Annotated in this window: 21 protein-coding genes and 1 pseudogene; 15 read left to right on the top strand and 7 right to left on the bottom strand. The window is 63.1% G+C overall.

Translation table 11 applies throughout. From position 1 onward, the window contains the following. Positions 1-17 precede the first annotated feature (17 nt). The 3 genes from EOC94_RS22955 to EOC94_RS34650 form a co-directional block, all read right to left on the bottom strand. Positions 18-620, bottom strand: a complete 603-nt coding sequence (locus EOC94_RS22955; protein WP_127293664.1) for a CDP-alcohol phosphatidyltransferase family protein — start codon at positions 618-620, stop codon at positions 18-20. A 268-nt stretch (positions 621-888) separates the two neighbouring features. Then, positions 889-1,746, bottom strand: a complete 858-nt coding sequence (locus EOC94_RS22950; protein WP_245465632.1) for an alpha/beta hydrolase — start codon at positions 1,744-1,746, stop codon at positions 889-891. 126 nt (positions 1,747-1,872) lie between these two features. Beyond that, complete coding sequence (locus tag EOC94_RS34650; RefSeq protein WP_245465631.1) at positions 1,873-3,429, bottom strand: alpha/beta hydrolase; 1,557 nt, start codon at positions 3,427-3,429, stop codon at positions 1,873-1,875. A gap of 247 nt (positions 3,430-3,676) precedes the next feature. Between EOC94_RS34650 and EOC94_RS22940 the strand changes: the two genes are divergently transcribed. From EOC94_RS22940 to EOC94_RS22905, 8 genes are all read left to right on the top strand, one after another. Further along, positions 3,677-4,666 carry a sugar phosphate isomerase/epimerase family protein gene (locus EOC94_RS22940; RefSeq protein WP_127293662.1) on the top strand — a complete coding sequence of 330 codons (990 nt, stop codon included), beginning with the start codon at positions 3,677-3,679 and terminating at the stop codon, positions 4,664-4,666. Between the two features lie 42 nt (positions 4,667-4,708). After that, positions 4,709-5,767 (top strand): substrate-binding domain-containing protein, encoded by a 1,059-nt coding sequence (locus EOC94_RS22935; protein WP_127293660.1) that lies wholly within the window; start codon positions 4,709-4,711, stop codon positions 5,765-5,767. 69 nt (positions 5,768-5,836) lie between these two features. Then, positions 5,837-7,363, top strand: a complete 1,527-nt coding sequence (locus EOC94_RS22930) for a sugar ABC transporter ATP-binding protein (RefSeq protein ID WP_127293658.1) — start codon at positions 5,837-5,839, stop codon at positions 7,361-7,363. 16 nt (positions 7,364-7,379) lie between these two features. Beyond that, positions 7,380-8,357, top strand: coding sequence for an ABC transporter permease (locus EOC94_RS22925; RefSeq protein WP_185928312.1), 978 nt, complete (start codon positions 7,380-7,382; stop codon positions 8,355-8,357). Beyond that, on the top strand, positions 8,354-9,229 hold the full coding sequence (locus tag EOC94_RS22920) for a MurR/RpiR family transcriptional regulator (RefSeq protein ID WP_127204189.1): 876 nt from the start codon (positions 8,354-8,356) through the stop codon (positions 9,227-9,229). The genes EOC94_RS22925 and EOC94_RS22920 overlap by 4 nt, the downstream gene beginning before the upstream one ends. After that, the gene (locus EOC94_RS22915; RefSeq protein WP_127293656.1) at positions 9,226-10,122 is read left to right on the top strand and encodes a ribokinase; all 897 of its coding nucleotides are present in this window, start codon (positions 9,226-9,228) and stop codon (positions 10,120-10,122) included. Before EOC94_RS22920 ends, EOC94_RS22915 begins: the two co-directional genes overlap by 4 nt. A gap of 255 nt (positions 10,123-10,377) precedes the next feature. After that, positions 10,378-10,695 (top strand): hypothetical protein, encoded by a 318-nt coding sequence (locus EOC94_RS22910; RefSeq protein ID WP_095482771.1) that lies wholly within the window; start codon positions 10,378-10,380, stop codon positions 10,693-10,695. A gap of 823 nt (positions 10,696-11,518) precedes the next feature. Next, entirely contained in the window at positions 11,519-11,740 is a 222-nt protein-coding gene (locus EOC94_RS22905; RefSeq protein WP_245465630.1) for an EF-hand domain-containing protein, read from the top strand. 38 nt (positions 11,741-11,778) lie between these two features. On the opposite strand, the gene EOC94_RS22900 is transcribed toward EOC94_RS22905, so the two are convergent. Beyond that, positions 11,779-12,315, bottom strand: a complete 537-nt coding sequence (locus EOC94_RS22900; protein WP_127293654.1) for an Hsp20/alpha crystallin family protein — start codon at positions 12,313-12,315, stop codon at positions 11,779-11,781. A gap of 55 nt (positions 12,316-12,370) precedes the next feature. Beyond that, a complete protein-coding gene (locus EOC94_RS22895) occupies positions 12,371-12,832 on the bottom strand; it encodes an Hsp20 family protein (RefSeq protein WP_127293652.1) in 462 nt (153 codons plus the stop codon). A gap of 231 nt (positions 12,833-13,063) precedes the next feature. Here EOC94_RS22895 and EOC94_RS22890 point away from each other — a divergent pair, with 231 nt between their 5' ends. The 3 genes from EOC94_RS22890 (at position 13,064) to EOC94_RS22880 (ending at position 14,937) form a co-directional block, all read left to right on the top strand. Further along, positions 13,064-13,282, top strand: coding sequence for a hypothetical protein (locus tag EOC94_RS22890; RefSeq protein ID WP_164759062.1), 219 nt, complete (start codon positions 13,064-13,066; stop codon positions 13,280-13,282). A 171-nt stretch (positions 13,283-13,453) separates the two neighbouring features. Then, positions 13,454-13,711, top strand: a complete 258-nt coding sequence (locus tag EOC94_RS22885) for a DUF982 domain-containing protein (protein ID WP_095482768.1) — start codon at positions 13,454-13,456, stop codon at positions 13,709-13,711. 548 nt (positions 13,712-14,259) lie between these two features. Continuing rightward, on the top strand, positions 14,260-14,937 hold the full coding sequence (locus EOC94_RS22880) for an outer membrane protein (RefSeq protein ID WP_158302496.1): 678 nt from the start codon (positions 14,260-14,262) through the stop codon (positions 14,935-14,937). 193 nt (positions 14,938-15,130) lie between these two features. Here EOC94_RS22880 and EOC94_RS22875 read toward each other — a convergent pair. Then, positions 15,131-15,368: pseudogene (locus tag EOC94_RS22875) on the bottom strand (protein usg). 355 nt (positions 15,369-15,723) lie between these two features. On the opposite strand from EOC94_RS22875, the gene EOC94_RS22870 reads away from it, so the two are divergent. The 4 genes from EOC94_RS22870 to EOC94_RS22855 all read left to right on the top strand — a co-directional run bounded on the left by EOC94_RS22870 (position 15,724) and on the right by EOC94_RS22855 (position 18,667). Then, complete coding sequence (locus EOC94_RS22870; protein WP_095482859.1) at positions 15,724-16,038, top strand: co-chaperone GroES; 315 nt, start codon at positions 15,724-15,726, stop codon at positions 16,036-16,038. Positions 16,039-16,096: 58 nt separating this feature from the next. Next, positions 16,097-17,728 carry a chaperonin GroEL gene (gene groL, locus EOC94_RS22865; RefSeq protein ID WP_127293650.1) on the top strand — a complete coding sequence of 544 codons (1,632 nt, stop codon included), beginning with the start codon at positions 16,097-16,099 and terminating at the stop codon, positions 17,726-17,728. A gap of 26 nt (positions 17,729-17,754) precedes the next feature. Continuing rightward, positions 17,755-18,045: a hypothetical protein gene (locus tag EOC94_RS22860; protein WP_127293648.1), complete on the top strand. Its 291-nt coding sequence runs from the start codon at positions 17,755-17,757 to the stop codon at positions 18,043-18,045. Positions 18,046-18,349: 304 nt separating this feature from the next. After that, positions 18,350-18,667, top strand: a complete 318-nt coding sequence (locus EOC94_RS22855) for a DUF982 domain-containing protein (RefSeq protein ID WP_127293646.1) — start codon at positions 18,350-18,352, stop codon at positions 18,665-18,667. 34 nt (positions 18,668-18,701) lie between these two features. Here the strand turns inward: EOC94_RS22855 and EOC94_RS22850 are convergent, their stop codons facing one another. Continuing rightward, entirely contained in the window at positions 18,702-19,199 is a 498-nt protein-coding gene (locus tag EOC94_RS22850; protein WP_127293644.1) for an N-acetyltransferase, read from the bottom strand.

Raw genomic sequence — 19,199 nt, 5'->3', positions numbered from 1 at the left:
CGGTCGCGACCGGAATTTCAATCGTCGCTCCCGTTAAGGCCGCTGCGTATCCGGTTGATGGCGGTCACCAGCGAGAGTGTAGCCATTGCCGGAAACACAAACGCTGCGATCGCCGCGATCCACAGGCCACAGGCGATGAGGAAGGCGATGATGCCGAGCGCCAGCGCCCGGTCGCTCTTGCCGAACGGCCCGGCATAGTTGCGCCCCGTTCCCGCCGCTATGCCGAGCACGCCGGTGAACTCCACGACGATCGCCGCGATCGCGAAAGCGACGACGCCCCAGGCCGGGAAGATGACGGCAAAGGCCAGGATCAGCGCGAGGTCCGAAACGACGTCGCAGAGCTCGTTGAGGTACATGCCAAGCTTCGAGGCCTGACCATGCTCCCGCGCCAGCATGCCGTCGATGGCGTTCAACGCCATGCGCGCAAACAGCACAACCGGCATCAGTAGGAAGACCGCGCGATGGCCGGCAAGGGCCGCGACCAGTATGCCGGTGGCGACCGATAATGCGGCGGCCAGCAGCGTGATCTGGTTGGCGGTGACGCCGGCCACGGCCAGCCTGTCGGCGAGCGGCCGCAGCTTGGCCTGAAAGGCCGGTTTCAGCGCATAGAGCGTCGGCATGTGCGAACCCCCCGGCCGCGGTGCAACTAACGTCGGCGAGGATGGTCAATTGGCGCGCAAGAAGCAAGGGCGGCGAGCGTAACCAAGCTGTTGACGGCGGGCTCGACATCCTGGTGGGAGGCGTGGCGCTGATACGCAGGCCGCGTTCATAACCCGGAGGGAAATTCGCCGCGTCGAGCCTTACGTCCGCAATGCGCCGCCAATAGCAGACATGACGGCCCGGTCCGATCGAGCTGACGCCCCGGCGCGAAAGGGCCTCTAACGTCGGCTATGGTGTCCTCGCTTTGCGCACGAAGTCGGCGAGTTCGCGGTTGAAACGAGGAGAGTCCTCGATGAAGGGTGCGTGTCCGGTCTCGGGGTACCAGGAAGCGGTGCTCGTCGGACACGTCTTGAGGATGTGATCGCCCATTGCCGGAAGGATCACCGTGTCGCTGCGGCCCTGAGTCATAAGGACAGGCCTCTCTATTATGGCCAGAACGTCGTCGGAGTTGATCGCGCGCGTGACGAGCGCAGCCCGGACTCTTGGGGCCACAACGATGTTCCAGCACAGTGCCACCTCGTATTCGTTTCTCGGTAGCGGTCGCGCGGTGCAGCCCTGCACGAAGTCGCGAATGGCCTGGACGTTGGAGGGAAAGTCGCCTGCGGTCGCGCCCGGCATGTGATCGAGAAAGCCGGGGCCGATCAAAACGCCGAACGCCGCCCTGTCGAGCGTGACGGCCCCACCGACGAAGTTGATCCCGGCAATCGCATCCTGACCGTAAACGCGAACATAGTCACAGATGATGAAGCCCGCATAAGACCACCCAACGAGAACGGGCCGGTCGAGGCCGAGCTGGCCGACGATGGCTGCAATATCGTCCGCCCATGGCTTGGGTTCGGTATACTGCTCCTGTGCCTCGGGCGCTTCCGACATGCCGTGGCCGCGAAGATCGAAGGCGACGAGGCGAAACGCTTCCGCAAGTTCACTCTCATACTGTTTGTGCCAGCAGAGGTGGTTCTGCGACCACCCGTGGATGAAGAGGATGGCTGGAGCATCGGCTTTGCCCCATTCGCGCACATGCAGCTTCACGCCGCCGCCCCCGATCACAGAATGAATCTTCATCTCGGTACTCCATTTGCTGACCACGGATGATCGCTGGTTTGCGTTGGAAGGAGTGTTGTTGCGGGCGTTAGAAAAGGGCGGCCGAACCGTTGAAACTTTCCGGCTGGACAAAGGAACCATGCGCGGCGAACACGCCGCCGGGCTGATCCGTCACTCGGGTCCGGCGATGAACGACCGGACTTCGCGCAGGAAATCGGCAAAGGCAGGCTCGTCGCCGAGCAGGATATGGTTTGCGCTGTTGAGGTCGACGAAGCGCGCGCCCGGTATGCCGGCCGCGAGCACCTTGCCTTCCTCAAAGGGAACCACGGCATCGTTCCTTGCATGCAGCACCAGCGTCGGAACGCTGACCTCTCCCAGCATCGCCGAGACGTCTATGTCGCCGAAAGTGGAGTGAAACAGGCTGGCGTTGAGCGGCGATGTGGTCTGCCTCTGGAGATCGTTGAACCAGGCCATCTGCTCGCGGCTGGCACCCGGAATGAACGCCTCGGTGAACAGCTGGCGGAACGCGGCATTGTCCTTGCCCCATCCTTCACGGATTAGGGTGGTCATGGCTTCATGGGTATCGAGCTGGTGGATGTCGCCGCGCTTTCGCCGACCCCTTGCATAGCCGCCATAGAGGATGAGGCGTGACACGCGCTTGGGGTGGCGGATGACATAGGCGACCGATACCGCACAACTTTGCGAGACGCCGAGCAGCGGGAAACGGTCCAGGCCGCTTGCGTCGGCAACGCTTTCCAGATCCGTGACCATGGCGTCAAAGGAGAAGTCGCCGATATTCCAGTCGGATAGGCCGTTGCCGCGCTCATCGTATCGGATCAACGTATTCTCGCTCGAAAGCCGATCGATCCAGTGTCGCCACACCGGGCTTTCCCATTCATATTGCAGATGCGACATCCAGTGCGCCGCGCGAAGCAGCGGCGGGCCGTCGCCCGAAACCGCGTAGGCGATCCGGACGCCGTCGGGGCTGCTGCAATAGTGTATCTGCTGGGAACGCCTGTGCTCATTTTGGCGTCCACCCGGAGCCGGACCTTCACCCGATGCGTGTCCCCCGGCTTCCTCGCTCGCCGACTGCAGTTGTGTTGCGCGCTGTCGCGCCGAAGCGGTGAGCGATCTCATCTCCAATGAAACCTGCTTGTTGGTCGGGTCCAGAGACTGCAGCGTTTCGGCATAGGAAAGGGCCTGTTCAGGGTCGCTGCCCAGCCGCTCGACAAGCGCCTGCAGGATCATCGATCTGGTGCGATCCAATGCGTCACCGTGGAATGTGCGCCAAGCCTCGAACACAGGGCAACGAGGCAGTTCGAGGTCCTCGATGAACCGCCCTCGGAACATTGCGGCCAACGTTTCCAGGTGTGAGATGTCGAGCAAGCGCACCTCGTTCGCCGTCATGTGGGCGACTTGCAGCAAATCGACATCAAGCTTGGCGGTGTCGAAAAACACGCTCTCTCGATCAGCCTTCAGGCAGTCCTCATCACCGTCCTGGTTGATGATCTGCCTCAGCTTCGAGAGGCTCCATCGCAGCGAAGCCCTTGGATCGTCCGGGACCTCCCAGAACATCTGGCACAGATGGTCGCGTCGCTGGCGCCGGTTGGTCGCCACCAGGTAGGCGAGCAGAGCGCGCGTTTTCTTCGACGGCGGCAGCGCGATCTCCTCGGCGCCCCGCAGGACCACCAGTTCGCCGAGCACCTTGATCTTCAGTGGGCCCATCATTTGGGACGCCGATCGCTTGCAGGCAGTTTTACCCGCGATGCCGCTCTGTGTAAATTTGCGTGATGGTCGGCGCATGCTGACGCGATGGATCGGCTGCTTCGCCAGCGGTTAGTCTGCGAAGATCGGGCCGGCCATGAAAATCCGCTTTCGGTTGCGTTCAGTCCGGCTAAGGCCGAGGGTTTATGTTAAATAGGAACTTTACAAATATCCTAAAACATGTGAAGTCATGTCCATCGAAGGGTCATCCATGACAACCAATCGTTTCGCCACGCGTCTGAATTCCTTTGCCTCGCGGCCACAGGCCGAATGGCCGGATCTTGTCGGCAAGCCGTCGATGCTGCAGATGGCGGCGCGTGCGGCGAAGGTTGCGGGGCTGACCGACCTCGACTTGAATTTTCCCGACCATGTCGGCGAAAAACCTGCAGAAGTGGCGCGAAAGCTCGGCGACATCGGGCTTTCGATCAACGGTTTCGCCATGCGTTATTATTCCAACCCGGCCTTCAAGCTCGGTGCCTTCACCAATCCCGATCCCGCAGTTCGCCGCGAAGCCATCGACCTGACCAAGGCCGGCATTGACGCAGCGCGCGAGGCGGGCGCCAGTCTGATGACGCTGTGGCTAGGGCAGGATGGCTTCGATTATGCTTTCCAGGCCGATTACGCGACGCTGTGGCAACACGAAATCGATGGAATCCGTGAAGTTGCGGCGCATGATCCCGATTGCCAAATCAGCCTCGAATACAAGCCCAACGAGCCGCGCTCCTACAGCCTGATGCCCGACGCGGCGACGACATTGCTGGCGATCCGCGAGATCGGCCTGCCCAATCTCGGCGTGACGCTTGATTTCGCCCATGTGCTCTATGCCGACGAGCAGCCGGCCTTTGCCGCAGCACTCGTGGCGCGCCATAGCAAGCTGCTCGGGGTGCATCTCAACGATGGCTACGCCAAGCGCGACGACGGCCTGATGGTCGGCGCGGTGCATACGCTGCAGACGATCGAGCTGCTCAGGCAGATCCGCCGCGACGGCTATGCCGGCGCCATCTACTTCGACACGTTCCCCGACATGACCGGGCTCGACCCGGTCCACGAATGCGAAGTCAACATCACCACCGTCAAGCGCATGCTGCGCGTCGTCGATCGGCTGGAAAAGGACAACCGCCTGTCCACCGCCGTCGACCGTCAGGACGCGGTCGCGTCGCAGGCCATCATCCAGGAAGCCATGCTCGGACCGGACAGCTGAGGCTCCGGCGGCATCACCATTTTCAACTAGGGAGGAAAGACCATGAAATTTCTGCTTGCCACCGCCACCGCTGCACTGATGGCGCTGTCCATCGGCTCGGCTTTTTCCGCGGACCTCGCGCCGCTCAATTCCGACACCGAGAAGGATCGCATCGACTGGTCGCAGCTCGAGGCCAAGTTCGGTGCGTTCCCCAAGCTGCCCGACGGCACCAAGGCGGGCGCCGTCTCCAAGACGCTGACCAACGAATACTGGCGCTCGCTAGGTGAGGGCTACAAGTCGTTTGGCGACCGCGTCGCTGTCCCGGTCGTCTATCAGGCGGCGCAGAGCGAGGGCGACCAGCTCGGCCAGCTCACCATCGCCGAAGGCCTAGTCACGCAAGGCTACAACGTGCTGCTCGTCTCGCCGCAGACCGACTCCAACCTGCAGCCGATCATGGAACAGGCCAAAGCCGCTAACGTGCCCGTGGTCAACGTCAACGACGCCGTCATCCCGCAGGCCGAGCACTATGTCGGCAATGTCCAGCGCGACAATGGCATGCGCGTCGCCAAATGGTTCATCAAGAACCGGCCGGACGGCGGCAAGGTCGCGGTCGTCGAAGGGCAGGCCGGCGTCTATGCGGCTGTCCAGCGCACCGACGGCTTCAAGACCACGATCACCGAAGCCGGCAAGTTCGACGTCGTTGCCAGCGTGCCCGGCAACTGGGATCGCCAGACCTCCTACGACGCGGCCACCAACATCCTGCAGCAGCACCCCGACCTGATCGGCTTCTATGCCAACAATGACGGCATGGCGCTGGGCATCGTCGAAGCGGTCAAGGCCGCCGGCCTGCAAGACAAGGTTGCCGTCTTCGGCACCGACGGCATCTCCGACGCCTATGCCTCGATCCGCGCGGGCGAGCTGACCGGCACCGTCGACAGTTTCCCGGTGCTGACCGGCGAGGTGGCGCTGGAATCGGCGCTGCGACTGGTGGCCGGGCAGAAGCTGCCGCGCGTCGTCGCCACGCCGCAGGCGCTGATCACCAAGGACAATGCCGACCGCTATTCCGGCGCCGGCGACGCCGTGCGCAAGGCGCTGCTCGAGGACGCGGCAGCGGGCAACTAAGGGCACAAGGGCAGGTGCCGGCAAGAGCATCTCGCTCACGGCTGGCACCCTTGCCCGGAGAACGAACCAATGTCACCCCGGCTGCAATTCGAGGGAATTTCCAAGACGTTTCCGGCCGTGCGGGCGCTGAGCGATGTGTCCTTTTCGGTCGGCGGCGGCGAAATTCATGGCCTGCTCGGTGAGAACGGCGCCGGCAAATCGACGCTGCTGCGCATCCTTTCGGGGGTCTACAGGCCGACGGCGGGAAGCCTGCTGATCGACGGCAAGCCGGTGACGCTGAGCAATCCGGTCGCCGCACGCGCCGCGGGCGTCGCCATGATCCATCAGGAATTGCAGCAGGTGCCGCACCTCAGCGTCGCCCAGAACATGTTCCTCGGCCATCCGCTGACGCGTGGCGGCATCTTCGTCGCACGGCGCGAGCAGGAACGCCGCGCTGCGGAAGCCCTTGCGGCCATCGACCCGACGATCGATCCGGCAGCGCCGCTCGGCAGCCTTAAGGTCGCGCAGCGGCAGATCGTCGAGATCGCCCGGGCGCTACTCGATCGCGCGCGCATCGTGGCGATGGACGAGCCGACATCGAGCCTGACGCCGAAAGAATTCGAGCGCCTGGCCGAAGTCATTGCCGGCCTGGCCCGCGACGGTGTCGCGGTCGTCTATGTCTCGCACAAATTGGACGAGGTGTTCGGCATCTGCCAGCGCGCCACCATCATGCGCGACGGCGTCGTGGTCGGGTCCGTCGATCTTGCGCAGGTGTCGGAAAAGGCCGTCGTTTCGATGATGGTCGGCCGCGAGCTTGCCCAGGAACAGCACCGCTCGCACACCTCCAGCGAGGTCAGGTTGAGCGTTCGCGGCCTCGCCTCGCCGACCAAGGTCCATGACGTCTCGTTCGACCTGCATCGCGGCGAGGTGCTGGGCATTGCCGGCCTGGTCGGCTCGGGCCGCACCGAACTGCTGCGGCTGCTGGCCGGTGCCGACCGCGCCTCATCAGGCGCGGTCGAGATCGACGGCAAGGCGGTAAAACTTTCCAGTCCGCGCGATGCCATCGCCGCCGGTATCGGCCTGGTGCCGGAGGAGCGCAAGCGCGAAGGCATCGTGCCGCTGCGCTCGATCTCCAGCAATATGGCGCTGGCATCGATGGGCGTGTTCGCGCCGCGCGGCGTCATCGATCACACCAGGCTGAAACGGGTCGCGGCCGAGAAGATGAAGCGGGTCAATCTCAGGCCGTTCCTGCTCGACCGGCCGATCCGGCTGTTCAGCGGCGGCAACCAGCAGAAGGCGATCATCGGCCGCTGGCTGGCGGTGGGAACGCGCATCCTTTTGTTCGACGAGCCGACGCGCGGCATCGATGTCGGTGCCAAGGCGGAGATCTACCACTTGATCGAGGAGCTCGCCGCCGAAGGACATTCGGTAATCGTCGTGTCGTCCGAGCTTCCCGAGGTGATCCGGCTAGCCGACCGCGTGCTGGTCATGCGCGACGGCACGGTCGCTGCCGAACTGGACCGCGCAAGCCTTAGCGAACAGGCGATCGCGGTGCACGCAATACCCCAATCGGAGATTCAGGCCGGCACGGCGCAAGGCCATCGGGCCGGTGCATAACGGACAGGACCAGCGGATGACTGATATAACCGAACGCACAGCAGCGCGCCCACGGGCGGATTTCCTGCACCGGTTTTCCGTGCGCGACGCCGGCACGCTGATCGGCCTGGTGGTGATCCTCGCCGTCTTCGGTGCGCTGGTCCCGGGCTTCTTTGCCGAGCGCAACCTGATCAACATCCTGCAGCAATCGAGCATCAACGCCTGCCTAGCGCTGGGCATGACGCTGGTGATCATCTCGGGCGGCATCGATCTGTCCGTCGGGCCGACGGCAGCCCTTTCGGCCGTCATCTCTGCCTCGATGCTGGTCGCCGGCGTGCCGTTTCCGCTGGCCATCGCCGCCGGCTTCGCCATCGGCCTCGTCTGCGGCCTGCTCAACGGCGTGCTGGTCGCTTATGTCGGGCTGCAGCCTTTCATCGTCACGCTGGGAACGCTGAGCACCTACCGGGCGCTGGCGCTGATCTATACCGGCGGCAATCCGGTGCTCGGCCTGCCTGCCGGCTTCCGCGCCATCTTCAACGGCTCGCTGTTCGGGCTGCCATTGGCGGTCATCATCGTGACCGTGGTCGCGCTGATCGCCTGGATCATCCTCAAGAAGACGCCGTTCGGCGAATATCTGCTCGCCGTCGGCGGCAATGAGGAGGCCGCCTACATAGCCGGAGTGCCGATCGCCCGCACCAAGATCGCCGCGTATATGATCTCGGGTCTGCTTGCGGCCCTTGCTGCGCAGATCCTGATCGGCCGGCTGGGTGCTGCTGAGCCCATTCTCGGCAACCTCTGGGAGCTCGACGCCATCGCCGCTGCGGCCATCGGCGGCGCCTCGCTGATGGGCGGCAAGGGCAGCGTGGTCGGCACCATCCTGGGCGCCGTCATCCTCGGCACCATGCGCAACGGCCTGACATTGATGAATGTCCAGTCCTTCTATCAGCTCCTGGCAACTGGCCTTATAATCCTCGCCGCGATGCTTATCGATCGCGTGACGAGGGGACGTGGATGACCTTGACCAGCCTGGATCTGAAAGCAGTAGGACCGCGGATCCGCATGATGATGCCGCATCTGACGCCGCTCGAGGCCAAGGTGGTAGAAACCGTCTTCGGGAGGCGCGGCTTCGACGAGACCATTCCGCTCAAGCAGATCGCCGAAGAAGCCGGCGTGTCGGAGGCGATGGTCGTCAAGATCGCCAAGAAGCTGGGCTTTTCCGGCTATCGCGACTTCCGCACCGCCGTCTACGAATACAGTCGTCTGCCGACCGCCGAAATGCACCAGGAGCTGTCGGTCGACGACAGCTCGGCCGAGATCGTCCAAAAAGTGTTCCGCACCTCCATCCAGGCACTGGAGGAGACGCTGGCCATCCTCGACATGGACGATTTCGACCGCGCCGCCGATCTTCTCTATCGCGCCAAGAACCGGGATTTCTACGGCGTCGGCGGCTCGGCGCAGATCGCGCGCGACGTCTCGCATAAATTCCTGCGCATCGGCATCCGCGCGTCCGTCTACGACGATTCGCACATGATGCTGATGTCGGCCTCGCTGCTCGGCGCCGACGACATCGCCGTCGGCTTCTCGCATTCCGGCAACACCAGCGCTGTCATCGATGCCATCCAGCTCGCCCGCAAGAGCGGCGCGCGGACGCTGGCGATCACCAACTACGACAACTCGCCGCTGGCTGATATCGCCGACATCGTGCTGTGCTCGACCGCGCAAGGCTCGCCGCTGATGGGCGAGAACGCGGCGGCGCGTATCGCTCAGCTCAACATTCTCGACGCGCTGTTCGTGGCGGTGGCCCAGCGCGATTACCAGGCGGCGGAGCGCAATCTCGGCCGCACGATGTCGGCGGTGACGTCGAAGCGCCGGGACAGGGGCACATGACGCCACCGAGACCGCTGGTCACCGTGTTCGGCAGCCTGCATTACGACATCATGGTCGAAGCGCCTGACCGCCCGCGCAGGGGTGAAACCGTGACCGGCCATGCCTGGCAGCCGAAATGCGGCGGCAAGGGCGGGAACCAGGCTGTCTCGGCGGCACGGGCCGGCGTGCGCGCAGCGATGATCGGCGCGGTCGGCGATGACGATTTCGGCCGGGCGCTTCTCGACAATCTCGGTCGCTGCCGCGTCGACAGCCGCTTCGTGCGGGTCGCGCCTGGCGCCGGCTCGGGCATGAGCGTGGCGATCTTCGACGACGGCGGCGACTATGGCGCGGTGATCGTCTCAGGCAGTAATCTCACCTTGGGTGAGAAGGACATCGCGGCCGCGACCGAAATGGTTGCGCAAACTGCGGTGCTGCTGCTGCAGAACGAGGTCCCGGAACCCGCCAACATCGCCGCAGCGCGGGCGGTGAAGGCGCATGGCGGCCGCGTCGTGCTCAATGCCGCACCCGCCCGGAAACTGTCGGACGAATTGGTCGCGTTGGTTGATGTCGTGATCGTCAACGCCATCGAGGCGGAATTTCTGGCCGGCGTTCCGGTCGTCGATGCGCTCGAGGGTGCTGCCGAGGCGGCACGCATGCTGATCGATTTCTACCCGGCCGCGATCGTCACGGCCGGCGGGGAGGGCGTTGCCTATTGCGACCGTGACGGTCAGGCGTTCGCGCTGCCCGCCATCCCGGTGGAGGTCGTCAGCACCCATGGAGCCGGCGACGAGTTCGTTGGCGCGTTCGCGGCAGGCCTTGCCCGCGGGCATCAGGTCGAGGCCGCCATCGCCGCCGCCAATGCCGCCGCGGCCTTGCTGGTCGCTACGCCGGAACGGGAGCGCGAGGCGATCTGAAGCAAGGGCGCTGAGAAGGGGGCGCGCGCCTTCCGCCTGGCCCCGGTGACTTCGACATCGCCGGGGAACTCTTTTGCGGTGCCTTGTCGGGCACGCGGCAGATGCGTAACAGCCCATGGGGAGCCATTTAATTGGAGGACGCGGGGCAGGGGTTCGCGGCCTAGGATTGTTGACGCCCGGTTCTGTGACGACCGGCTCGGTCGCAGACATCGGTATTTTAGTGGAACCTAATTTAAATGACGCGGTTAAGCGTGCATGAGAGAGCATGAAATCCAGACTGTTACTGAATACCGGATAGCGGGCAATCAGCTGGCCGATGATCCGGTGATCGCTCTCGATATCGCGGAACGGATATTGCAGGCAGCCGAGAACGACAGGATTGGCTATGTCGTCGTCAGAGCCGGGCACCCCGAAGCCGACCTCATCGAGAAAAGAGAGCCGCAACAGATCAAGGCTACCACAGCCTTGTTCCGCGATTTTGAAGTGTTGCTGCTTGTTCTTTATGCGGCCTATGCCCTTGTCGTGCTGGGTGTCACCGCTTTCGTGATGCTGGAATTGGCTCCTGTTCTGTAGACTTGCTCCAGCAGCGTCCATGTCAGGATTGCTCATGTGGGCTAGCTTTTCTGCATCGTGCCGGATGCGAGCGGATGGCGAGGCTGTTCGCTCAGCTCCGACAAGCCGGTAAAGTTCGACAATTGAACGAAAGCCCGCCGCCCTGTCGGACGACGGGCTCCGTTGCCTGGGCGCCAGGAACGCCACGGTAGCGACCTCTGCTACTAATGCTCCCGCAGACTTCCAATGTGCGGCCAGCGTGTGGTCTGGCGCATCGGCCGAACAAATGAAAGCCCGCGCCTCTGGCGGAGAGCGCGGGCCGATCAGGTTGCAGCCCGATCTGCAGTGGGAGCCCGAAGGCTCCACTGCTCAAATACAACTATTAGAACCCGCTAATGTTCCGCTTCGTCTGGATGAAGGATGTAACCGCCCTCGTGAACGAGCACCCTGGCAAGAGATTCTTTTTGCCTGAAGCAGTCATGGTTGCTCCTCTCCGCCGGCCTCAAGCAAACTTTATGAGACCAACGTTCGTATGGTGGGCAGGGGATGTGCGCTGGGGGAAAAGCCGTGAGCAGAAAGCAACGCTCCGTTTTTTGGATCGCTATCTTTGCATCCGTCCTTGGCTTTGTGCTGTTGGTCCTGGTCCTGCAAATAGTGAGTTTGCTTGACTAGATATCGATCACGGCCCGCATGATATTGCTTGATCGTCTGTCAGCGCAGGTCGGTTGCTTGGCGAGAATTTTTCGCCGGCGAGCGTAGGGGCAGGGTCCTTCCTGCGTATCGGTCAGCAGTCGCCGCCAAAACCCACGACGGCGCGACCAATGACAGCGAAAGGACCATCACCATGCAACGTTCAGCACTCATTGCGGCCCTGCTTATGGGGCTCGTGCCGCTTTCCGCAGCGCACGGCCAGGGAAACGACACGCCGGGAAAGCGCATCCTGCAACGGCTCGACACCAATGGCGACGGCGCGATTTCCAGGGATGAGATGCTTGCGGCGCGCGAGCGCATGTTCACGAAGCTCGATCGCAAGCGCGGCGAGTCGGGTGGCGTATGCACCGACTGAGCGCAGCCGGGCGCGTGCGCGTCCGGCTGCCGATGTTGTCAGTGCTTGCTCTTGCCGGGACTGACGGCACTGCCGCTGATGGCGATGCGCCTGGCCTTCGTCTGCGCGCGCTGGGTCTTGGGCAGCGTCACGCTGAGCACGCCGTTATGGAAGGCAGCATTCACCTTGTCCTCCTCGACCTCGTAGCCGAGCGGGATGCGGCGCTCGAAGCGGCCGTAGAACCGCTCGGAGAAGTGCCTGTCCTTGTCCTCGGTCTCGGAGCGCTTCTCGCCGCGCAGCGTCAGCACGCCGTCGTCGAGCAGCACCTCGATGTCCTTCTCGTCCATGCCGGGGATTTCGGCGGTCACGCGGACCTCCTTCTCGCCGTCGGAGATCTCAACGCTCGGCCAGTTGGCGCGCGCCGACGAAAATCCGCTGAACGAGGGCAGGCGCGTTTCGAAACCGCGGAATGCGTCGTCGATCATGCGGTTCATCTCGCGATGCAACGCCATGAACGGATCCCGGTCATCGTCACGATAGAAGCTGGGAACCGGACTATTCTCCCGGCCCCAGGGAATGAGATCACGAATAGCCATTGGTGTTCTCCTTTCTCGACTGGTTGTGCCAGGCGGCGCCAGAGTTCACCCTCGCTCAGGCGGCCTGCTTCGGCTTCTCAACCTGCCCGGCCTTCGGCGCGCCGTCTTGCCTAGTGATCGTGATGCGACGCGGCTTCATCTCCTCGGGCACTTCGCGCACGAGGTCGATCGTCAGCAGGCCGTTGTTGAGCGAGGCGCCGGTGACCGTCATGTGATCGGCAAGCTCGAAGCGCCGTGTGAACGGTCGCACCGGCAGGCCGCGATGCAGATATTCAACCTTGTCCTGTTCCTTGCGCTCGCCAGAGACGATCAGAAGGTTGGGCTCGTGGCTGATGTCGAGATCGTCTTCGGAAAAGCCGGCGACCGCGATCGTCACGCGATAGCTGTTTTCGTCGCTTCGCTCGATGTCATAAGGCGGCCAGCTGTCAGTCTGAGGCGCGTTTTCCAGAAGGTCGAAGATGCGGTCGAAACCGATGCTCGACCGATAGAGCGGGGAAAAATCGGATGCGGTTCTCATAGCTACATCCTCCATAGAGCAATATAGTACGAGGAACGCCAAAGAGCTGGCGCTCCCTGGGTTCTGCCGGCCCCATTCAGCAACCGGCAATTTTGATTTGGTTATTGTCAGCCCGAAATCAAGACCCAGATTCTGTCGCGCTGCCAGATTTTTTGTTGCCAGATTGTGGCTGGCAATGCCGGTTTCAACCTTCATTTGTGGGTCGCGCCGGCACGCCGCATGGAGGATATCATGACCATGACACGCGACGACATCATATCGGTGCTGGGCCCGGTGGACGACGCCGTCATCGCCGACATCGCCTCGACCGGCGCGACGATCGAGGAGTTGCGCGAGGCCTTTGCCTGGGTCGGCGCCGATGAGGCGCTGGTGAACGAGGGCCGCCCTCTGCCGTCGGCAAGGGTGGCGACGCTGATCGGGCTTCTCGAGCCGCCGGACGACGACTTATAGCCGGCCGTTGCGTCGGGCAGGGGACAGGGTTTGGGGCAAGCAGGGCTGGAGACGGGGAGCTCTTGAAGCGCGCAGGCAGATGAACCATCTCGTTCGTCGGCGCCGATCGGGCCGCCTTCCTGCTTATTCGAGGATGCTACTTGCTCTAAAAACAGAAAGAAGGAGAAAGTGATGAAGGACGTCCCGTTTTCCGAGCCGATCACACTCAAGCTCCAATCCGTCGGAGAGCGCAAGGTCGCCAGCAGTTGGGAAGCCATCGAATGCATGCAGCAGTGGCCGGACCGGGCGCGGGGCCGGAGCTGGCGCGCAGCCTATCGCGCATGCCGCGACGCGCTCGACGGTTGGCGCACCGCCCGCGAGGCTCGCACGGCCTTCGTCAAGGCGGCTCGCACGGCCGGACTGCTTGTCACGGGACGTAAATCCACCTGAACGTCAACTACCTGAACGTCAACTACCTGAAGTCAACTACCTGAACGTCAGGGCTCCGACGATCTTCTGCCCGGCCGGTTTATGTAGCTCGGGAACGTCATTTCAGGTCTCTCCTTCGCTTGCATTCGGCGCAACATTCCTTCCAGCGCAGGAGGACGTCCGGGCGGCTGCGCCGGGTCACAGTCCTTTTGGGGGTTGCTCCAAGGAAGAAGGCCCAGGGCTTTCACCATGGGCCTAGATCGTTGTCGCGGGTTCTGTTGATGCCGAGGATCGAGATCGCTCGATCCCACGCCATGGGTGGTTCACTCATTGATGGCTCGACGGATGGTCGCGATGGGTGCGTTCTCTTCACCCTCGCAGTTGCTGATCTCCGGCCGTTCCACGGCCACTTCAGAGCCTTTCTTCGGCTCCATGTGCCAAGTATCCTGCGATCGAACTCATGCGCGCCCCTCTGTTGGGCGTATACTACTATCCGTTGCGCTTATGCCACAGTGCCGGCCGTCAGGTTGTGTTAACGACAGCACACATCAATGAGGGGGAAGCCACCAATGAAGAAGCTGTTTCTCGGTCTATCGCTATCGTTCCTCGCGTCGACCGCTTTCGCTGCCGACGCGGTCGTCGAGGAGGTCCGTGTCGCCGAGTCGGCCTACAGCTGGTCAGGGCTCTATGTCGGCGGCCAGGTCGGCTATGTCTTCGAAGGCCGCGCCGACTATATCTATATCAACCCCGCCTACAACTACCGCCATGACCTCGACGGGTTCATCGGCGGGGTCTACGTCGGCTACAATTATCAATTCACCAACGGTATCGTGTTGGGCGCCGAAGCCGACATCGCCTGGGGCGATGTCGGAGGTTCGGATGTAGCGCCGGGCGACGACATTTTCTCGAGCACGACCGAGATCGACTGGACCGGCTCGGTTCGGATGCGCCTGGGTTATGCCATTGACCGCTTCCTGCCCTATGTGACGGGCGGCGTCGCCTTTGGTCGCTTCGGTTTCGAGGAATTCGCCGCGGGCGCTCCCTACGGCTCTGCCGACGACAACCTTGTCGGGTGGACCTTGGGCGCGGGCGGCGAATATGCGCTGACCGACAACTGGCTCCTGCGTGGCGAGTACCGCTACACGGAATTCGACAAGAAGGATTTCGTTTCCCAACCGGTAGACGAGGACCTTTCCGTCGATATCCACACACACGATTTCCGCATCGGAGCGGCCTACAAGTTCTGATCTCCCTAGCGGCTCATGATCTTGGTGTCCGAGTAGTTGGCCAAGGGACGGCTCAGGTTGACCTTGTCGCCGGCCGCTCTACAGGCCCGTAGGCGTCGGTCGCGACGTGGGACGATGTGCGACGCCACCGGCAGCGTCGACGCGCTGTGTTGCAAAAGCGGCGACTTTCATGAAGGCGCCGCCTCTTGCTGTGTCATTGCAGGGTGATGACGCCGCCCACCGCTCGCCACTCGGAGGGCTGGATCAGACGATGATGGGCGACGCGCACGGAATGCAGCGGGCCTTCGATCTCACGTTCCCAATAGTCGAGGAAATGCTTCAGCGTCGGGAAATCCGGGGTGATGTCGTATTCCTGCCAGATTGAGAGCTGCAGCAGGTCCTGATAGTCGGGAATAATGGATCTCTGCCGTTGTCGGGCCAAAACCCTGCATCTGGAGCCAGAACTCGTTACTGTCCTCCGCATGGAAAAATGCCTCCGCTTACTCATCGGTTCCGGCCGCCGGCAGGCGTGCCGGGACCGACGAGGATGTCGGAAAGGCTGCGCCGCGATTTCAAGCCGCATCCGTCAGTTCAAATTCTGGAATAGCGCCACAATTACAGTGTGTTGGCACTCGACCATGGCGAGTGCTAAAATTTTTTCGGCGTCCTCTTGAAAGCCTGGATCGGCAGACTAATTCGATATGCGCGATGCCTGAGCAAGGGTCGCGCACCGTCGCATCGGCCGTTGTACCGGCCGGCTGCGAAGGGAGGTCCAAGAAAATCTGTTTGTCCTATGAGGAGAACGACATGGCGTTCCGTCCATTGCATGACCGTATCCTGGTCCGCCGCATCGAGGTCGACGAGAAGACCGCGGGCGGCATCATCATTCCCGACACCGCCAAGGAAAAGCCGCAGGAAGGCGAAGTGATTGCCGCCGGTCCCGGGGCGCGTGACGATAGCGGCCAGTTGCAGCCGCTGGACGTCAAGGTCGGCGATCGCATCCTGTTCGGCAAGTGGTCCGGTACCGAGATCAAGCTCAATGGCGAAGACCTGCTCATCATGAAGGAGAGCGACGTGTTGGGGGTGATCGAACTGACCGGCGAAGTGAAGAAGGCCGCCTGAGCGGGGCCGCAACAAGCAATCAGTCAACGAAAAGCTGCCTATTTGAAGGAGTTATCTAATGGCTGCCAAGGATGTGAAATTCCATACCGAAGCCCGCGAGAAGATGTTGCGCGGCGTCGATATTCTCGCCAATGCGGTGAAGGTGACGCTCGGTCCCAAGGGCCGCAACGTTGTCTTCGACAAGTCGTTCGGCGCCCCGCGCATCACCAAGGACGGCGTGACGGTGGCGAAAGAGATCGAGCTTGAGGACAAGTTCGAGAACATGGGCGCGCAGATGGTGCGCGAGGTCGCCTCGAAGACCAGCGACACCGCCGGCGATGGCACCACGACCGCGACGATTCTTGCTCAGGCCATTGTCAGGGAAGGGGCCAAGGCGGTCGCTGCCGGCATGAACCCGATGGACCTGAAGCGCGGCATCGACAAGGCGGTCGACGCCGTCGTCGCCGACCTGAAATCCAATGCCCGCAAGGTGACCAGGAACGACGAAATCGCCCAAGTCGGCGCCATCTCTGCCAATGGCGATGCCGAGATCGGCCGTTTCCTCGCAGAGGCGATGGAAAGGGTCGGCAATGAGGGCGTCATCACTGTCGAGGAGGCCAAGACCGCTGAGACGGAGTTGGAAGTGGTCGAAGGCATGCAGTTCGACCGTGGCTACCTCTCGCCCTATTTCATCACCAACCAGGACAAGATGCGGGTCGAACTTGAAGAACCCTATGTGCTGATCCACGAGAAGAAGCTCTCCAACCTGCAGGCCATCCTTCCCGTGCTCGAGGCCGCCGTGCAATCCGGCAAGCCGCTGCTGATCATCGCCGAGGACGTCGAGGGCGAGGCGCTGGCGACGCTGGTCGTCAACAAGTTGCGCGGCGGCCTGAAGGTTGCAGCCGTCAAGGCGCCGGGCTTCGGTGACCGCCGCAAGGCCATGCTGGAAGACATCGCCATCCTGACCGGCGGCACGGCGATCTCGGAAGACCTCGGCATCAAGCTTGAGAACGTCACGCTGGAGATGCTTGGCCGCGCCAAGAAGGTGCTGATCGAGAAGGAGAACACCACCATCGTCGACGGTGCCGGCCGCAAGGATGAAATCCAGGCGCGCATCAGCCAGATCAAGGCGCAGATCGAGGAAACCACCTCCGACTACGACCGCGAGAAGCTACAGGAGCGGCTGGCCAAGCTCGCCGGCGGTGTCGCCGTCATCCGCGTCGGCGGCTCGACAGAGATCGAGGTCAGGGAGCGCAAGGATCGCGTCGACGATGCCATGCACGCCACACGCGCGGCGGTCGAGGAAGGCATCCTGCCCGGCGGCGGCGTGGCGCTGCTCAGGGCGGCGAAGGCGCTCGACAACGTCGCCGTCGACAATCCCGACCAGAAGACCGGTGTCGACATCGTGCGTCGCGCCATCGAAGCGCCGGTGCGCCAGATCGCCGAGAACGCCGGTGCGGAAGGTTCGATCATCGTCGGCAAGCTGCGCGAGACGACCGACTTCGGCTATGGCTGGAACGCGCAGACCAACGAGTTCGGCGACCTCTACGCACAGGGCGTCATCGATCCGGCCAAGGTCGTGCGCACTGCGCTGCAGGGCGCCGCCTCTGTCGCCGGCCTGCTCGTCACCACCGAGGCGATGGTGGCCGAGAAGCCGAAGAAGGAAGGGGCCACGCCGGCGATGCCTGCCGGTGCCGGCATGGATTACTGACGCCAGGCCTCTGAGGACAAACGACCGTGCCCGCCGATGCGAAGGCGCGCACGGTCGTGCCCGGACCATATGCAGGTGTTGCCATGGACATGATGAACAGTTTTGGAAAGATCGCCGCGCCGACCCTTCCCAGGACCGATTTCAACTATGAAACGGAGTGCAAGAAAGCGCTGGCGCCGCTTGTCGACGGATTGCTTGACGCAGTCGAGTCGGCCGGCTGGGATCGCCGCAAGGCGGCCTATACGCTGATGTTCCTGTCGGCTCAGCGATTGGGAGCCGGCAAGGGGGGCAGAGATGATTGCGGCGCGGATGCGTGAGTGCCTGCGCCTGCTGAGATGGTCGGAAACCGATTTCGCCGAAGAGGCGGGCTATGCGGTCTCCAGAGCAAGGAACTGGCTCTGCGGGCGCGAGCATCCGCCTCTCGGCGTGGTGGCCTGGCTGGAGGCGCTGGTCAAGGCGCATCGGTCGCTACCACGGCCGAGCACGCCGGCCGTGCCGGCTTGCCGGCTCGCCGGCGCCACGTCTTCTATCCTGATGTCAGCTGCGCCCGAAATTCGCGCGGAACCCGGCCAGATTCTTGAACCCGGAATGGAGACAGCTGAGCCCCGAAAGGAGAATGTCATGGATCGTTCTTCTTTTGAAAAGCCGGTCACCATCCTTACCGGCCTAGGCACGCCGTCGAAGATAGAAAGCGGCGCTGAAGCCTATGCGCTGCTTGCCGACTGGCCGGCGGCGAGCCGGACGGCCGCGCATGACATCGCCGCCAAGGCTTGCCGGGCCGCGATGGACGGCGAGATCGACGCCGAGACGGCGCGGGCGACATTCGTGGCGTTTGCCCGCCGCAACAATCTCCTCGCGCCGCAGACGAGCTCACCGGTCGCGGGTGGGACGATTGCCGATTGGGCGACGCGTTCGCCGCGTGTGAACGCACCCGCTTGACGGACGAAAAATCGCGAGCGCGGGGAAACCTGTGCTAAGCCCGTGGCAGCAGCCTGCGCATGATGAATGACGCATGGCCTTCCACGCCGTGCGACGCAGGCCTGCGCTCGACCACTTCGAACCCGTGCTTGCGGTAGAATGCGATCGCCCGGTCATTCCCTTCGATCACTTCGAGGGCGATGCTGGGGATGCCCGAATGGGCGGCAAGGACGGCATGCAGCATATCGGCGGCCAGCCCCGTGCCGAACTCGCTCTTGTCGATGTGGAGCCGGTCGAGCATGACGTCGCCGGTTTCGTCCATTTCGGCCATCGCGTAGCCGGCAATCGAGCCGTCCGGCCGTTCCGCGACGAACGACATCTTGTTGTCGTCGGCCAGTTCCGCCGCGATCTTTTGCGGCGCGTGACGGCCGTCCGAGATGCGTGCCGTGGTCTTGGCGCCGATGATCGGCGAATAGGTGCGGCGCCAGGACTCGCCAAGGAGCTGCGATACCGACGGCACGTCCTGTTCGGTCATGGTTCTGATCTGGGTCAT

This window comes from Mesorhizobium sp. M6A.T.Ce.TU.016.01.1.1 (assembly GCF_003997065.1).
In the GTDB taxonomy this organism is placed as follows: Bacteria; Pseudomonadota; Alphaproteobacteria; order Rhizobiales; family Rhizobiaceae; genus Mesorhizobium; species Mesorhizobium mediterraneum.
The sequence above is the reverse complement of the archived record's forward strand: the minus strand, read 5'-3'. Positions and strand labels throughout refer to the sequence as shown.

Bases quoted from the DNA above. Each gene is read 5' to 3' on its own strand.
- EOC94_RS22955 (WP_127293664.1), bottom strand. From the start codon at position 620: ATGCCGACGCTCTATGCGCTGAAACCGGCCTTTCAGGCCAAGCTGCGG.
- EOC94_RS34650 (WP_245465631.1), bottom strand. From the start codon at position 3,429: ATGATGGGCCCACTGAAGATCAAGGTGCTCGGCGAACTGGTGGTCCTG.
- EOC94_RS22940 (WP_127293662.1), top strand. From the start codon at position 3,677: ATGACAACCAATCGTTTCGCCACGCGTCTGAATTCCTTTGCCTCGCGG.
- EOC94_RS22935 (WP_127293660.1), top strand. From the start codon at position 4,709: ATGAAATTTCTGCTTGCCACCGCCACCGCTGCACTGATGGCGCTGTCC.
- EOC94_RS22930 (WP_127293658.1), top strand. From the start codon at position 5,837: ATGTCACCCCGGCTGCAATTCGAGGGAATTTCCAAGACGTTTCCGGCC.
- EOC94_RS22925 (WP_185928312.1), top strand. From the start codon at position 7,380: ATGACTGATATAACCGAACGCACAGCAGCGCGCCCACGGGCGGATTTC.
- EOC94_RS22920 (WP_127204189.1), top strand. From the start codon at position 8,354: ATGACCTTGACCAGCCTGGATCTGAAAGCAGTAGGACCGCGGATCCGC.
- EOC94_RS22915 (WP_127293656.1), top strand. From the start codon at position 9,226: ATGACGCCACCGAGACCGCTGGTCACCGTGTTCGGCAGCCTGCATTAC.
- EOC94_RS22910 (WP_095482771.1), top strand. From the start codon at position 10,378: ATGAGAGAGCATGAAATCCAGACTGTTACTGAATACCGGATAGCGGGC.
- EOC94_RS22905 (WP_245465630.1), top strand. From the start codon at position 11,519: ATGCAACGTTCAGCACTCATTGCGGCCCTGCTTATGGGGCTCGTGCCG.
- EOC94_RS22900 (WP_127293654.1), bottom strand. From the start codon at position 12,315: ATGGCTATTCGTGATCTCATTCCCTGGGGCCGGGAGAATAGTCCGGTT.
- EOC94_RS22895 (WP_127293652.1), bottom strand. From the start codon at position 12,832: ATGAGAACCGCATCCGATTTTTCCCCGCTCTATCGGTCGAGCATCGGT.
- EOC94_RS22890 (WP_164759062.1), top strand. From the start codon at position 13,064: ATGACCATGACACGCGACGACATCATATCGGTGCTGGGCCCGGTGGAC.
- EOC94_RS22885 (WP_095482768.1), top strand. From the start codon at position 13,454: ATGAAGGACGTCCCGTTTTCCGAGCCGATCACACTCAAGCTCCAATCC.
- EOC94_RS22880 (WP_158302496.1), top strand. From the start codon at position 14,260: ATGAAGAAGCTGTTTCTCGGTCTATCGCTATCGTTCCTCGCGTCGACC.
- EOC94_RS22870 (WP_095482859.1), top strand. From the start codon at position 15,724: ATGGCGTTCCGTCCATTGCATGACCGTATCCTGGTCCGCCGCATCGAG.
- groL (WP_127293650.1), top strand. From the start codon at position 16,097: ATGGCTGCCAAGGATGTGAAATTCCATACCGAAGCCCGCGAGAAGATG.
- EOC94_RS22855 (WP_127293646.1), top strand. From the start codon at position 18,350: ATGGATCGTTCTTCTTTTGAAAAGCCGGTCACCATCCTTACCGGCCTA.
- EOC94_RS22850 (WP_127293644.1), bottom strand. From the start codon at position 19,199: ATGACCCAGATCAGAACCATGACCGAACAGGACGTGCCGTCGGTATCG.